Here is a 13,557-nt window from a genome sequence, read left to right as displayed (position 1 = left end):
CGTTTTTTCGGGTAAGGGTTAGCGATAAAACCGATTAATAAATTCATTCAAATACAAATAATTAGCCTGTTTCTTCAGGCAATGTATCGCTCAGAGAAACAACAACGGGCGGTTTTGGCTGCGAAAAATCCCATAATCGGGTAGACTCGCGCGGTTTTGTTTTTCAGAGATTAAGGCCATGAGCATTACGTTATTCAAAGATTTTCAGTTCGAGGCCGCGCATCGCCTGCCCCACGTGCCGGAGGGTCATAAGTGCGGTCGTCTGCACGGGCACTCATTTATGGTTCGTCTTGAAGTCACCGGCGACGTGGATCCTTATACTGGCTGGGTGATGGATTTTGCCGAGCTGAAGGCCGCTTTCAAACCTGTTTATGACCAGCTCGATCACCACTATCTCAACGAGATTGACGGACTGGAAAATCCGACCAGCGAAGTGCTGGCACAGTGGATTTGGCAGCAGATGAAGCCACGCGTCCCCGGCCTGAGCGCCGTGATGGTAAAAGAAACCTGCACGGCTGGCTGCGTCTGGCGCGGTGAATAGTTAACCGTCCAACCAGCGCTCAACGGCGGGAAAACGGAGACCGGTAATGCCGGTTTCCGTGGTTTCTGCGCCAACCCGCGTTGCTGGCGGCAACAGCCTTACGCCCGGCAACTGACGCCTGTCATTTCACGGTAATAAAACCCGACTACGCTGGCGGCTCCTTCATTAAAGATCATGAGAATCATAATGAATCAGCTGAAAAAACTCGCTTTTCTGGCACTGCTTATTACCGCTTCCTCCCAGGCGGGCACCATTAATATCCTGGATTTTCCTCAGCCTGAAAAAGTACCGGATGAATTTTATGCGGTGACGGAAATTCCGGCTGGCGGCATTATCAAATACGAAACCGACAGCAAGACCGGCTTTATCATTGCCGACCGTTTTCAGTCGATGCCGGTCGCCTATCCGGCTAACTATGGCTCACTCACCCAATCGCTGGGCGGCGATGGCGATCCGCTTGACGTTATCTTTTATACCCGCGCGCCGATGGCCCCGGGTACGCTGATTAAGCTGCGGCCGATTGGCGTACTGAAGATGATTGATGGCGGCGAAGTGGATGACAAAATAGTCGCAGTGCCAGCCAGTAAAATTGATCCAACCTATGATGATATTCGCGAAGTCGGCGACCTGCCGAAAATTGAACAGCAGCGGCTGGAAGCGTTCTTTCGCGTGTATAAGCAGCTGCCTGACGGCCGTAAAAAGGTCGAGCTGAACGGATTTAAGCCGGCAGCCGAGGCGAAAAGCGAAATCCAGCAGGCCTATGAGGCCTATAAAGCCAAACCCCGGCAATAATTCTCCGGCCGCGATGCTTATAGCGGCCACCCCGCGCGGCTAGCGGCGGGGTTAATCCCTGTCAGGCAATATTGAGATATTTATGGGTTTGCATCGATAGCCGCCAGTTACGGGCGATGCAGGTCTCAATACACAGCGCGGTGGCCTCCGCCTTCTGGCTGATGGGTTGCAGGGCAATAATGCGTTTTTTATCATCCTGCAATCGCGCCAGCAGCGCATCCAACGCGTCCACGTCGCGCTGGCGCGCAACCGGATGCTTAATCTCGTCGGCGCGGCTCAGGGCCTGGTCGAGCACATCATAACCGCCGCGCATATTGACCTTCGGCGAAACCGTTACCCAGCACTGCTCGCTGCATTTCACCTCATGCGTACCGCTGGTTTCGATCTGACAACCAAAACCGTGCTGCGCAAGCGCCTGCGTCAGCGCGTGCAGATCGTGAATGCAGGGCTCGCCGCCGGTGATAACCACATGGCGCGCCGTCCAGCCTTTATCCGCAATCGCCTTAAGCAACATAGTTTCATCAGCATTGCCCCAGGCGTCGCTCTCGGCGTCTTTGGTCACGATCTGCTGCAGCGAGGTTTCCCGATCGGCCAGCTTATCCCAGGTGTGTTTTGTATCACACCAGCTGCAGCCAACCGGACATCCCTGCAGTCGGATAAAAATTGCCGGAACGCCAGTATAAAAACCTTCGCCCTGCAAAGTCTGGAACATCTCATTAATCGGGTAATACATGCTGGTCTCGGAAGTGCTAATAAGGGCGCAGATTATGTCAGATCTGACGGACGGCGGGAACCTCAGAGGCACCATTTTCCTGCGGATGCGCAGATAAAAAAATCCGCAATCCTGAAGGAATTGCGGATGAGTATTGCGCCGCGCAGGCAAGCCTGATGGCGCGCTATGGCAGGCATCGCGCCAGCAGGCGCGATGCCTTCGTCAGCTTATGCCTGACCTTTAACTTCTTTCAGACCGTTGAAAGGCGCTTTGTTACCCAGCGCTTCTTCGATACGGATCAGCTGGTTGTATTTGGCAACGCGATCGGAACGGCTCATAGAACCGGTTTTGATCTGACCGGCAGCGGTACCTACCGCCAGGTCGGCGATGGTAGCATCTTCGGTTTCGCCAGAGCGATGCGAGATGACCGCAGTGTAGCCAGCGTCTTTGGCCATTTTGATGGCAGCCAGCGTTTCGCTCAGAGAACCGATCTGGTTGAATTTAATCAGGATTGAGTTGGCAATCCCCTTATCGATGCCTTCTTTCAGAATCTTGGTGTTGGTCACGAACAGATCGTCACCCACCAGCTGAATTTTGTCGCCCAGCACTTTAGTCTGGTAAGCAAAACCGTTCCAGTCAGACTCATCCAGACCGTCTTCGATAGAAACGATCGGATACTGTTTGGTCAAATCTTCCAGGAAGTGGGTGAACTCTTCGGAAGTGAAGGCTTTATTACCTTCGCCCGCCAGCACGTATTTGCCGTCTTTGTAGAACTCAGACGCTGCGCAGTCCATGGCCAGGGTGATATCTTTGCCCAGCTCATAGCCTGCCGCTTTTACCGCTTCAGCGATAACCGCCAGCGCTTCGGCGTTGGAACCCAAATTCGGCGCATAGCCGCCTTCATCGCCAACGGCGGTATTCATGCCTTTGCCTTTCAGCACTTTCGCCAGGTGATGGAAAACTTCAGAACCCATGCGGATGGCTTCTTTCACACTTGAAGCGCCGACCGGCTGGATCATGAATTCCTGGATATCAACGTTGTTATCGGCGTGCTCGCCACCGTTGATGATGTTCATCATCGGCAACGGCATTGAGAATTTACCCGGGGTGCCGTTCAGTTCAGCGATGTGCTCGTACAGCGGCATACCTTTTGAGGCGGCAGCGGCTTTTGCGGCGGCCAGAGAAACAGCCAGAATAGCGTTAGCGCCGAATTTTGATTTATTTTCAGTACCATCCAGATCGATCATGATTTTATCGATGTTGGCCTGATCTTTCGCATCTTTACCGGTCACGGCTTCTGCAATCGGACCATTTACCGCTGCAACGGCTTTGGTTACGCCTTTGCCCAGGAAACGAGATTTGTCACCGTCGCGCAGTTCCAGCGCTTCGCGCGAACCGGTTGAAGCCCCTGAAGGCGCCGCAGCCAGACCGACAAAACCGCCTTCCAGATGCACTTCTGCTTCAACGGTCGGGTTACCACGGGAGTCGATGATTTCGCGACCGATGACTTTTACGATTTTGGACATTAGTTTTTCCTCAGTACAAGTTAAGCAAAACCCTGCCAGTTTCCGTAAACCTGCTGCTGTTTTTCGGAACTTAGCTTTAAGACAAACAACGCGCGAAAAGTTCGCGCGTTGTTGAAACCAGACCTACTTCACCTGACGCTTTTGATAGTCGCCCGCGGCTTTAACAAAGCCGGCAAATAACGGGTGGCCATCGCGGGGTGTTGAGGTAAATTCCGGATGGAATTGACAGGCCACAAACCACGGATGATCCGGATTTTCAATAATTTCAACCAGCTGATCGTCGCCAGAGCGGCCGGCAATGCGTAATCCGGCAGCTTCAATCGGCTTAAGCAGCATGTTGTTAACTTCATAGCGATGGCGATGACGTTCGGTAATCACCTCCGAGCCGTACAGCTGGCGCACGGTGCTGTCATCGCTAAGCTGACACTGCTGGCTGCCAAGACGCATTGTGCCACCCAGATCGCTTTGCTCGCTGCGCACTTCAACGTTGCCGTTTTCGTCGCGCCATTCGGTAATCAGCGCCACCACCGGATACTTACAGTCTGGCACAAATTCAGTGGAGTTGGCGTTCTCCATGCCGGCACAATGGCGCGCATACTCCATCAGTGCAACCTGCATACCCAGACAGATGCCCAGATACGGCACCTTATTTTCGCGCGCATAGCGGGCCGTCATTACCATCCCTTCTACGCCGCGATAGCCGAAGCCACCGGGAACCAGAATCGCGTCCAGCCCTTTCAGGACTTCATCCCCGCGGGTTTCTACATCCTGCGAATCAATCAGCTTGATGTTAACCGTCGTGCGGTTTTTCAGGCCGCCGTGCTTAAGCGCCTCGATTACCGATTTGTACGCATCCGGCAACTCGACGTATTTGCCCACCATGCCGATAGTGACTTCACCGCCGGAATTGGCTTCTTCATAAATAACCTGTTCCCATTCCGCCAGGTTAGCTTCGGGCACCGTCAGGCTGAATCGTTTACAAATATAATCGTCCAGGCCCTGTGATTTCAACAGGCCAGGAATCTTATAAATAGAATCAACGTCTTTTAGCGAAATAACCGCTTTTTCTGGTACGTTACAGAAAAGCGCAATTTTTGCCCGCTCATTCGCCGGAACCGAGCGATCGGAGCGGCAAATCAGCACGTCAGGCTGAATCCCGATGGAAAGCAGCTCTTTAACCGAATGCTGAGTGGGCTTGGTTTTGACTTCGCCCGCTGCCGCCATGTACGGCACCAGCGTCAGGTGCATGTAAAGGGTATGCTCGCGGCCAACGTCTACCGCCATCTGACGAATCGCTTCCAGGAACGGCAGTGATTCGATATCACCGACGGTGCCGCCGATTTCCACCAGCACTACATCGTGGCCTTCACCGCCTTCGATGATGCGCTCTTTAATGGCATTAGTGATATGCGGGATGACCTGAATAGTCGCGCCAAGGTAGTCGCCACGGCGTTCTTTACGCAGTACTTCAGAATAAATACGGCCGGTGGTGAAGTTATTACGACGGCTCATTTTAGTACGAATAAAGCGTTCGTAATGGCCAAGGTCCAGATCGGTTTCTGCGCCGTCATCGGTGACGAAGACTTCACCATGCTGGGTGGGACTCATGGTGCCGGGATCGACGTTGATATAGGGATCCAGCTTCATGATGGTCACGTTAAGACCACGCGCTTCGAGAATAGCTGCGAGGGAGGCTGCGGCAATGCCTTTACCCAGAGAGGAAACGACCCCGCCGGTCACAAAAATATAATTCGTTGTCATGCTGAACCTGAGAGTTTAGGTTTAAAGACGATGGAATAACCAGGACGGGAAAACAGTATACCCGAATCCCCCAACCGCCACAATGAATCCTTTCCACCGCCGCGCATCCCACGCGTTGTTCCTGCCAAGGGTAAAACAGCTGTGCGCTAAGGGAATTGATTTGCGTCATAGCGCAAGCTGAATCGTATCAGCCTTGACGCATTTTTTCAGCACTTTTTACCTGCTGCCAGGCGGCTTCCATCTCTTCCAGGCTGGCATCAGGCATCGCTTTGCCCTGCGCGCTGATAATCGCTTCGACCTGACGAAAACGCGACTCAAATTTTTTATTGGCTTTTTGCAGCGCCAGCTCAGCTTTTACCCCCAAATGACGAGAAAGATTGACGCTGGCGAACAGCAAATCGCCCATCTCCTCCTCCAGCTTCTGCTGATCAACCACCGCCTGCTTCGCCTCAAACATCACTTCGTCGATCTCTTCATGCACCTTGTCCAGCACCGGCCCCAGCGTTTTCCAGTCAAAGCCGACGTTGCTGCAACGCTTCTGGATCTTCTGCGCACGCATTAATGCCGGCAGCGCCTGCGGGATATCATCCAGCGCCGAATGCTGCGCTTTCTCCGCGCGCTCGGCGATTTTTATCTGCTCCCAGTTATGCAATACCTGCTGCGCATCGCCGGCGGTGGCGTCGGCAAAAATATGCGGATGACGCCGCTCAAGCTTATCGCTGATGCCATTGCAGATATCATCAAAATTAAAGCGCCCTTCTTCCTGGGCCATCTGGGCATAAAACACCACCTGAAACAGCAGGTCGCCGAGCTCACCGCGCAGTTCGTCGTAGTCTGCACGCTCAATCGCGTCCAGCACTTCATAGGTTTCTTCCAGCGTATAAGGCGCGATCGAGCTAAAGGTCTGCTGGCGATCCCACGGGCAGCCGCTTTGTGGATCGCGCAACGTTTTCATGATAGAGAGGAGTCGTTCAACGGCTAACATAGCACCTTCCGCAGCAAAAATTTTCACGCCAAAACGTTAACACAAATGGCGGCGCTGCGTTACCGTCAGCGGCACAGGAACTGCTTTAGCCGTTTAAAAACTGGTGGTGATGGTAACAATAAACTCTTTCCATGAGCGGCACTCCAACGCTTTCTTCAGGTTTGCCGGCTCAAGCAATAGCACAATAATATTGTCAAAAATGTCGTAGAAGATGGCGCGTTCGGCTTTGTTAATCGAGAACATCAGCGCCATATTGACCATGTTATCCCCCCAGGGAAACGGCTTTTCGCTAATCGCCACGCACAGCCCGGTCTTAATCGCATCCATCTTCATGGAATGGGGTACGGCAATACTGCCGAACGTGGTCGGATAGCTATGCTCACGCTGAAACACATCCTGAATAAAGTTTTCGTCAACGTAGCCCTGTTGGTTAAGGGCCTGGGCCATAAACTCTATCGCCTGGTTTTCATTGCTGAAGGCGGGATTGTGGAAAAACAGCGTCTCGTCGGAGATTTTTTGCAAATTATCCTGCAGGCGCTGACGTTTTTTCTTTTGCTTAACCCGTTCAATTTTATATTGCAGGGCCGACACATCGCGATCGGTAAGGAACGGATTGATTAACACCCATTCGACCATGCTCTTGGGGATTTGTAGCGTCGAAATAAGAAAATCGGGCTGCGGCAGAGAAATATACTCACTCCAGGAAGTGACAATCGCGCGAATCGTTAACTGCTGGCCAAACATCTCGTTGAGCTGCGCCATCAGGCTGTTGGTATGATTATGGTACTGCGGCACCAGCAGTACGCAACTTACCTTATTCTGTTCATTGAGCTGATTGCCCAAAATGCTGCCGATATGCAGAGCAATATAGGCAATTTCGTTTTCATCAACCAAAAAGCCCGTCGCCTGTTTAATTTTTTCCGATATCGCCACCGCGCATTCAAATATCAACGGGCAGGAGGTGCGGATATGCTCGGTCAGAGGGTTGCGCGTAACGTGGCCGTGCTGCAGGCGAACCAGCAAGTTTTTGATATGAATGGTAAAGCGCACCAAAAACTGCTCATTACTGCCGTCGATAAATTCGTAACGGCGCATCTCTTTAAGCAGCACCTCAACCAGCGCCATACAGGCTTCACCCGCTAAATCCTGGATATTACCGAGCTGCAGGGTATCCATATCAATGCGGATCAGGCTGCCCAACAGCACCACGGTCAGCGCTTCAGCTTCCAGCGGGTTGTAAACCACCTCGAAGGTTTGCTCGATGTCGGTAATCACCTTGCGCGCCAGCATCATTTCATGTTCGTCATAATAATGCTGTTCGCTTACCGGCAGCTGGGTATACGCATGGTTATTTTTGATGCGATCGATGCTGATGATGACATCCAGCACCAGGCTTAGCAGCGCATATTCATTGATAAAATAATTAAACGACTTGCAGGCCTCCATTAACAATGAGACCAGGGTATCAATGTCATATTTCGGGAACACCTTGCCGATTTCAGCCAGACTCAGAATATTGGTGCTGAACTCGGCATACAGCAGGCTGGAAAACATGCGGCGTTTATCCTGCTCCTGGCCTTCAATCACCATGTGATCGTTGACCACCGCAAGAAACAGATTAAAATCCCGCAGCTTGCGGCGCACCGCCAGCAAATCTTTTTTGATGGTTTCATAGCTGACGCACAGATTTTCGCTCAGCGCGTACAGATCGGACTTTTCTTCCGACTGATGCTTATTAAGCACCGTGGTCAGCAGATAATTAACGCGCTCGTCAGCAGTTTGCGGCAGCTTATTGATATAGCTCGCCAGTATGCGAATGGCGCGTTCTTTATCAATGGTATAGCCGCGATGGGAAGAGTTGATAAGCCCTGGCTGGCGGCAATTTATCTCCGAGATGTAATTTTTTACGCTGCGATCTGACACCGACATATTGGTGGCCAGCGCGCTGGCAGTCAGGGTCTCGCTGCTATCCAGAAACATGCGCAACAGCTTCAGGTGATTATTTCGCATTCTTCTCTTCTCGCTGGCTGAGGGCCGCACTGGCTAACGCCGCCGGTTCCCGTACCGTCGATGAACGATTCATAATATATAGCCCGGACAATACGATCAGCGGAGCCAGCAGTGACCCGGCCGTCAGCGCTTCATGGAATACCAGCGCGCCAAGCAGGGTTGCCACCACCGGCTCCACCGACGCCATCATAGCGGCTTTGCCCGCATCGCCGCCGTGAACAGCCATGGTATAAAGCAAATAAGGTAATGCAGTATTAAATATCCCGGCAATGATTACCCATATAAATACCGATGGGTGCTGGCGAAAGATGCTGATGCAGTGCGGAAAATTGACCGTCAGCATGGCGCCTGCGGCGCCAAACAGCAGACACCAGGCGGTCACGGTAAGGGCATCGCTGCGCCGCGTCTGAAACTTTGCCAGGATGGCGTACAGGGCATAGAGCAGTGCTGCGCTCAGTGCAAAACCGATCCCCTGCGGCGAATAGCCGCGGGCGCCAGTAAAAAGGCCACTTGCCAGACAGCAGCCGGTGATAGTCAGCGCCAGCGCGGCGCATTTACCTGCGGTCAATGCTTCATGAAATAGCAGCGCGGAGATAAGCATAACGATGGCCGGCGAGGTATAGATAAGTACCGCGACCAGCGATAGCGAAATGGTCTGCACCGCCTGCGCATAGCAAAACGAATAGAGAAACAGGCAGCCAGTGCCCATGACCACAAGCCAGGGCAGCTGCTGCCAGCGAATGGCCATACTCACACAGGCCCGCTGGCGCTGTAAAACGGCGAACAGCGCCAGGGTGCCGACCAGTAAACGTAATGCGCTGATTTCCACCGCCTCAAAACCGGAGGCGGCGAGATAGCGCATTACCAGACCGGAACTTCCCCAGCAGGTGCCGGCGGCCATCGCCAGCAGTGCGGGCCTATCAAAGACGTTCAGATCTCTTCTCCGTGGCTGGCGATGGCTTTCTGATACCAGGCATAGCTTTTTTTCAGGCTGCGTTTAGCGCTGCCGTTACCATAATCATCCAGGTCGACGTAAATCAGGCCATAGCGCTTGCTCATTTCTGAAGACGAACAGCTGACGATGTCGATCGGCCCCCAGGGAAAATAGCCGCTAACCTGAACGCCATCGCGAATCGCTTCTTTTACCTGAGCAAGATGCGCGCGCAAATAATCAATGCGGTAATCATCGTTAATCTCGCCGCTGGCGTCCGGATTATCAAAGGCACCAATGCCGTTCTCCGCGATCATGATGGGTACCTGGTAGCGGTCCCAATACAAATTAAGCTTGATGCGCAGTCCAACCGGATCGATGCCCCACCCCCAGTCGCTGGCTTTGATAAACGGGTTGGCATAAGACGTTTTGCGCTTTTTCACGCTCTCGCTATCGCTGATGCGCGTGTAGTAATAGGAAATCGCCAAAAAGTCAGCGGTATGACGCAACGCTTCCTCATCGCCGGGCCAGAATTTCACCTCGATATTTTTTTCGGCAAAGAAGCGAAACGCATAGCCGGGATATTTGCCACGCAGCAGTACGTCGCCAAAGAAATATTCCATCTGGTTGCGACGCACGGTGGCCAGCACGTCTTCAGGCTTGCAGGTTGCCGGGTAGCTAATGCCATCTGCGAACATCATACCGATGCGGAAGTTCGCATTGATTTTACGGGCTATCTGCGTGGCCTTTGCGCAGGCCACCATCTCATTATGCACGCCCTGATATTTAGCTTCTGCAAGGTTATCGACTTTATCTTCGGCGATCCCCAGATGATTGAAGGATTCATGGGAGATAAGATTTATCTGGTTGATAATTATCCAGTATTTTACTTTGTGCTGATAACGGCTAAATACGGTTTCACAATAGCGTACGAAGAAATCAACCACCTCGCGCGAATACCAGCCGGAATAAGCAGTGGTTAAATTAAGCGGCATCTCATAATGGGAGAGGGTCATCACTGGCGTCATGCCCCTGGCGATAATTTCATCAATCAGATTATCGTAAAACTGCAAGCCAGCTTCATTCGGCTCGGCGTCATCGCCATTAGGATAAATACGCGACCAGTTGATTGAGGTACGAAAGGCATTCATCCCGGTGTCGGCAAGCAGCTTCAGATCGTCTTTATAGGTATGGTAAAAGTCAATGGCATTGCGCTTCGGATAAACCCCCTCGTTGTCAGCTATCGCAGCAGCAATATCCTGCGTGGTGATCTCTTCGTTATATTTTTTCTCCAGCGCCAGATCGTCACGAAAGCGATTAATATCCGCCACGCTCCAGCCCTTTCCCCCTTCCTGCCAGGCGCCTTCACACTGATTAGCGGCAACAGCACCTCCCCAAAGAAAGCCGGCGGGGAATCCATCGGGTACCTTGTTCGTCGTCAAAATATATACTCCTGTCGTTGTTGCTGATGCGGCCCGCAGGCCGCACAAGAAAACAGAGTTAATTGGATGCGTTAACTTGCGCCGCTTCTTCAGCCAGCTGCTGTTTTTGATAAATACTGAAGAAGGGATACCAGATAAGTACGCTTACGCTCGCCAGCGCGGCGAACAAAATAAGACCGCTCAGATCCTGCGACACGATCCAGGTTGAGATGGGGAATGGGCAATACCACATATCAAACACCGAAGCCGGGATATTAACCACGCCGGCTTTCAGCACCAGCCAGGTGATCAGCGGCAGAATAATGCCTTGCAGCCACATAGGGATCATTAATACCGGGTTCCAGGCAACGGCGCCGAAAATAACCGGTTCATTGATATTAAAGATGCCGGGCACTAGCGAAGCGGAGCCCAGCGCCTTTAAGCGTTTTGATTTCGAGCGCAGCAGCATAATTACCAGCGGTAGCGTCGCGCCCACGCCGCCTATGGCTATCCAGCCTGAGTAAATCACCTCTGCGGTAACGATATTTGCCGCGACGCCGCCAGCAGCTACCGCCGCCATATTAGCCGTGATGCCGGCCAGGAATATCGGCTTAGTGATCGGGAAAAGCACCCAGCCGCTAATGCCCATTGAATAGAGAAAAACCATCAGGAAGGAAATCAGCAGGAAGCCCGGCAAGGTCTGGGCAAAGCTGGTGATCGGCATAAATATATTGATCAGGATCTGATACAGATCCAGTCGCAAAATATACACCGCCAGCCAGCCGCTGGCGGTGACCACCAGGATTGGGATAATGGCATCAAACCAGACGCGAACAAAATCCGGAATGGCACTGTTCTCCTTGAAGAAAGAGTATTTCCCGGCAATGCCCATGATAAATGCAACGTATATTCCAGCCACGATAGCGACGAACATGCCGCCAGCGCCGAAATACTTGAATTGCACTAAGGTTATCTCCTGCAGCTTGACGATCACCATAAACAGCGAAACGCCCGACATGCCAGCGATAAGTCGCATCCGGTTTATCTTTTTCTTTTCCATAAAGTTAAATGGAATAAGCCAGGCGATAAATACCGACAGCAGACCCATGGTATAACTGGATAAGGTCGACAAATCCGGAAACTGCGGAATGAAGTTTTTAATGATGGATAATACCGTTACCAACGATCCGACCAGGATCATTGGCAGCACCTGCATGATTGAATCTTTTAAAGTCAGAACCCAGACGTTTCTGTTTATTTTATTCATTGGCGGTGCAAAGTGAATTTCCATCCACTCGACGAACTTTTGCATGTTCGGATCTCCGAAAATTAATTATTAATTTTAGACAGAAGGTGATCCAGTGCCTGAGATCCGTCCAGCAAAGAATAATAGCTCTTTTCCATAAGTATTACGGTGATATCCGTTCCCGCTACCTTTTCTTCCAGCTCAGGAATTAAATATTTAAGATGTGGCCCTACCATCAGAAAATCAATTTCCTGTAAATAACTTTCAAGCTCAGCTTCGCTGCGGGCGACAACGTGACAGTCGAGGCCACGCTTTTCCGCTTCTTTGCGAATGTTTGCTGCCAGAAAACCGCTGGATGCACCTGAACCGCAGATAAGCAATACATTTAGTTTTTTCATTTTAAATACCGTAGAGTTGATGTTCTCAGAAACAGCACAATGTTATTATTTCAAACGGAAATTTATACTCAAATACCCTATTTCACCCTGGCAGTGAAAATAAGCGCATATCACCATTATTTTTATCACTAAGATAAATATTAATTATTGCTAACGTTGCGACGGCCCTTTATCGCAGACCAGACTGATAACCACGGTTTATCTCGTCGTCCGGATCAACCCAGAGATCGCCGCTGTCCGCATCGACAATAACCGGCTCGCCCTCCCAGGCTGGCGGTAGCTCGGGAAGCGCCAGTTTTATCACCGTCGGCAGCGTTAACGCCCGCGCAAGTATCACGGCGTGTGAGTTCTCCGTGCCCTGACGCATAACAAGCGCAACGATCCGTTGGCGATCGAGCTGTACCACTTCGCTGGGCAGCAGTTCATCCGCCAGTAATACCCAGCGGCCATCGGGCAGGGTTTCTGCGGTGCGCGCACCGCCGCCCAGCGCCGCGGCCAGCTGCCATGAAATATCCCTGACATCGGCGGCCCGCGCCTTAAAGTAGTCATCGTCCATGGCAGCGAACTGCGCGGCAAACTCTTCTCCTGCGCTGATGACCGCCCTGACGGCGCCGATCTGTTGCTGAGTTATCATCGTGCGCACCGTCTGTAAAAAATCGTCGTCCTGCAGCATCAGCTGGTGCGCCTCAAACAGCTGAGCGCACGCCTCACCGGCGTCGATTCTGACTTTCTCTTCCAGATGGCGTAATTTTATTAACGTCTGCTCGCACGCTTGCTCAAACTGCGCCAGCGTTTGTGCCGGATCGCCGCCTGCAGGCTTATCAGCCGGCATGGCACGCTCGGGACGATAAATCGTTATCCGCCCGGATGCTACGCCGGGAGAAACGGCTAAACCTTTTACATGTGTTTGCATGACAGCACCTTATTGACCGACTCAGAGCGACTGGCGGAAAAAATCCTGCAGGGCGTTAATCGCCTGCTCTTCATCTTCCCCCTCAGCGCTGATAATCACGCTATCACCGCACTTCACGCCCAGCCCCATTACGGTAAAAATTCGCTTCAGGCTGACCGGCGCAGAATTATCTTTTCTGGCAATGGTCTGCTCTGATTTATAATTCATCGCTAAACGTACCAGCATTCCTGCCGGGCGCGCATGGATACCAAGGTCGTCCGTTATTGAATATTCAAAGCTCTGCATTATCTGATCTCTTTTTTATTTCAGTCCCGCAGGCGG

The 13,557-nt window shown here is 52.0% G+C and carries 13 protein-coding genes; 2 read left to right on the top strand and 11 right to left on the bottom strand.

Translation table 11 applies throughout. From position 1 onward, the window contains the following. Positions 1-178 precede the first annotated feature (178 nt). Entirely contained in the window at positions 179-541 is a 363-nt protein-coding gene (gene queD, locus BTJ39_RS13285) for a 6-carboxytetrahydropterin synthase QueD (protein ID WP_078003182.1), read from the top strand. A 186-nt stretch (positions 542-727) separates the two neighbouring features. Beyond that, positions 728-1,333, top strand: coding sequence for an inorganic diphosphatase (locus tag BTJ39_RS13280; RefSeq protein ID WP_078003181.1), 606 nt, complete (start codon positions 728-730; stop codon positions 1,331-1,333). Positions 1,334-1,394: 61 nt separating this feature from the next. Here the strand turns inward: BTJ39_RS13280 and queE are convergent, their stop codons facing one another. The 11 genes from queE to BTJ39_RS13225 form a co-directional block, all read right to left on the bottom strand. Further along, positions 1,395-2,066, bottom strand: a complete 672-nt coding sequence (queE, locus tag BTJ39_RS13275; protein WP_078003180.1) for a 7-carboxy-7-deazaguanine synthase QueE — start codon at positions 2,064-2,066, stop codon at positions 1,395-1,397. 206 nt (positions 2,067-2,272) lie between these two features. Next, the gene (eno, locus tag BTJ39_RS13270; RefSeq protein WP_078003179.1) at positions 2,273-3,571 is read right to left on the bottom strand and encodes a phosphopyruvate hydratase; all 1,299 of its coding nucleotides are present in this window, start codon (positions 3,569-3,571) and stop codon (positions 2,273-2,275) included. Between the two features lie 123 nt (positions 3,572-3,694). Next, positions 3,695-5,332 carry a glutamine hydrolyzing CTP synthase gene (gene pyrG, locus BTJ39_RS13265; protein WP_078003178.1) on the bottom strand — a complete coding sequence of 546 codons (1,638 nt, stop codon included), beginning with the start codon at positions 5,330-5,332 and terminating at the stop codon, positions 3,695-3,697. 187 nt (positions 5,333-5,519) lie between these two features. Next, the gene (gene mazG, locus BTJ39_RS13260; protein WP_078003177.1) at positions 5,520-6,317 is read right to left on the bottom strand and encodes a nucleoside triphosphate pyrophosphohydrolase; all 798 of its coding nucleotides are present in this window, start codon (positions 6,315-6,317) and stop codon (positions 5,520-5,522) included. A 93-nt stretch (positions 6,318-6,410) separates the two neighbouring features. Then, positions 6,411-8,327, bottom strand: coding sequence for a BglG family transcription antiterminator (locus BTJ39_RS13255; RefSeq protein WP_078003176.1), 1,917 nt, complete (start codon positions 8,325-8,327; stop codon positions 6,411-6,413). Further along, positions 8,317-9,228: a DMT family transporter gene (locus BTJ39_RS13250; protein WP_078003175.1), complete on the bottom strand. Its 912-nt coding sequence runs from the start codon at positions 9,226-9,228 to the stop codon at positions 8,317-8,319. The genes BTJ39_RS13255 and BTJ39_RS13250 overlap by 11 nt, the downstream gene beginning before the upstream one ends. Positions 9,229-9,257: 29 nt before the next feature. Further along, positions 9,258-10,700, bottom strand: coding sequence for a glycoside hydrolase family 1 protein (locus BTJ39_RS13245; protein WP_078003174.1), 1,443 nt, complete (start codon positions 10,698-10,700; stop codon positions 9,258-9,260). Between the two features lie 58 nt (positions 10,701-10,758). Beyond that, positions 10,759-11,991, bottom strand: coding sequence for a PTS sugar transporter subunit IIC (locus tag BTJ39_RS13240; RefSeq protein WP_078003173.1), 1,233 nt, complete (start codon positions 11,989-11,991; stop codon positions 10,759-10,761). 17 nt (positions 11,992-12,008) lie between these two features. Then, positions 12,009-12,323, bottom strand: a complete 315-nt coding sequence (locus BTJ39_RS13235; protein ID WP_078003172.1) for a PTS sugar transporter subunit IIB — start codon at positions 12,321-12,323, stop codon at positions 12,009-12,011. Positions 12,324-12,492: 169 nt separating this feature from the next. Continuing rightward, the gene (locus BTJ39_RS13230) at positions 12,493-13,236 is read right to left on the bottom strand and encodes a phosphoenolpyruvate-utilizing N-terminal domain-containing protein (protein ID WP_078003171.1); all 744 of its coding nucleotides are present in this window, start codon (positions 13,234-13,236) and stop codon (positions 12,493-12,495) included. Between the two features lie 21 nt (positions 13,237-13,257). Continuing rightward, positions 13,258-13,521 carry an HPr family phosphocarrier protein gene (locus BTJ39_RS13225; protein WP_078003170.1) on the bottom strand — a complete coding sequence of 88 codons (264 nt, stop codon included), beginning with the start codon at positions 13,519-13,521 and terminating at the stop codon, positions 13,258-13,260. Positions 13,522-13,557 lie beyond the last annotated feature (36 nt).

Source organism: Izhakiella australiensis, assembly GCF_002006995.1.
GTDB classification, from domain to species: domain Bacteria; phylum Pseudomonadota; class Gammaproteobacteria; order Enterobacterales; family Enterobacteriaceae; genus Izhakiella; species Izhakiella australiensis.
Note: the sequence above shows the minus strand (reverse complement) of the source record. Positions and strands in the feature narration are given on the sequence as shown.

What these genes read in the sequence shown, in the direction of transcription:
- BTJ39_RS13250 (WP_078003175.1), bottom strand. Translation starts at nt 9,228, where the DNA reads ATGGCCGCCGGCACCTGCTGGGGAAGTTCCGGTCTGGTAATGCGCTAT.
- queD (WP_078003182.1), top strand. Translation starts at nt 179, where the DNA reads ATGAGCATTACGTTATTCAAAGATTTTCAGTTCGAGGCCGCGCATCGC.
- BTJ39_RS13225 (WP_078003170.1), bottom strand. Translation starts at nt 13,521, where the DNA reads ATGCAGAGCTTTGAATATTCAATAACGGACGACCTTGGTATCCATGCG.
- BTJ39_RS13235 (WP_078003172.1), bottom strand. Translation starts at nt 12,323, where the DNA reads ATGAAAAAACTAAATGTATTGCTTATCTGCGGTTCAGGTGCATCCAGC.
- queE (WP_078003180.1), bottom strand. Translation starts at nt 2,066, where the DNA reads ATGTATTACCCGATTAATGAGATGTTCCAGACTTTGCAGGGCGAAGGT.
- eno (WP_078003179.1), bottom strand. Translation starts at nt 3,571, where the DNA reads ATGTCCAAAATCGTAAAAGTCATCGGTCGCGAAATCATCGACTCCCGT.
- BTJ39_RS13240 (WP_078003173.1), bottom strand. Translation starts at nt 11,991, where the DNA reads ATGCAAAAGTTCGTCGAGTGGATGGAAATTCACTTTGCACCGCCAATG.
- BTJ39_RS13280 (WP_078003181.1), top strand. Translation starts at nt 728, where the DNA reads ATGAATCAGCTGAAAAAACTCGCTTTTCTGGCACTGCTTATTACCGCT.
- mazG (WP_078003177.1), bottom strand. Translation starts at nt 6,317, where the DNA reads ATGTTAGCCGTTGAACGACTCCTCTCTATCATGAAAACGTTGCGCGAT.
- BTJ39_RS13230 (WP_078003171.1), bottom strand. Translation starts at nt 13,236, where the DNA reads ATGCAAACACATGTAAAAGGTTTAGCCGTTTCTCCCGGCGTAGCATCC.
- BTJ39_RS13255 (WP_078003176.1), bottom strand. Translation starts at nt 8,327, where the DNA reads ATGCGAAATAATCACCTGAAGCTGTTGCGCATGTTTCTGGATAGCAGC.
- pyrG (WP_078003178.1), bottom strand. Translation starts at nt 5,332, where the DNA reads ATGACAACGAATTATATTTTTGTGACCGGCGGGGTCGTTTCCTCTCTG.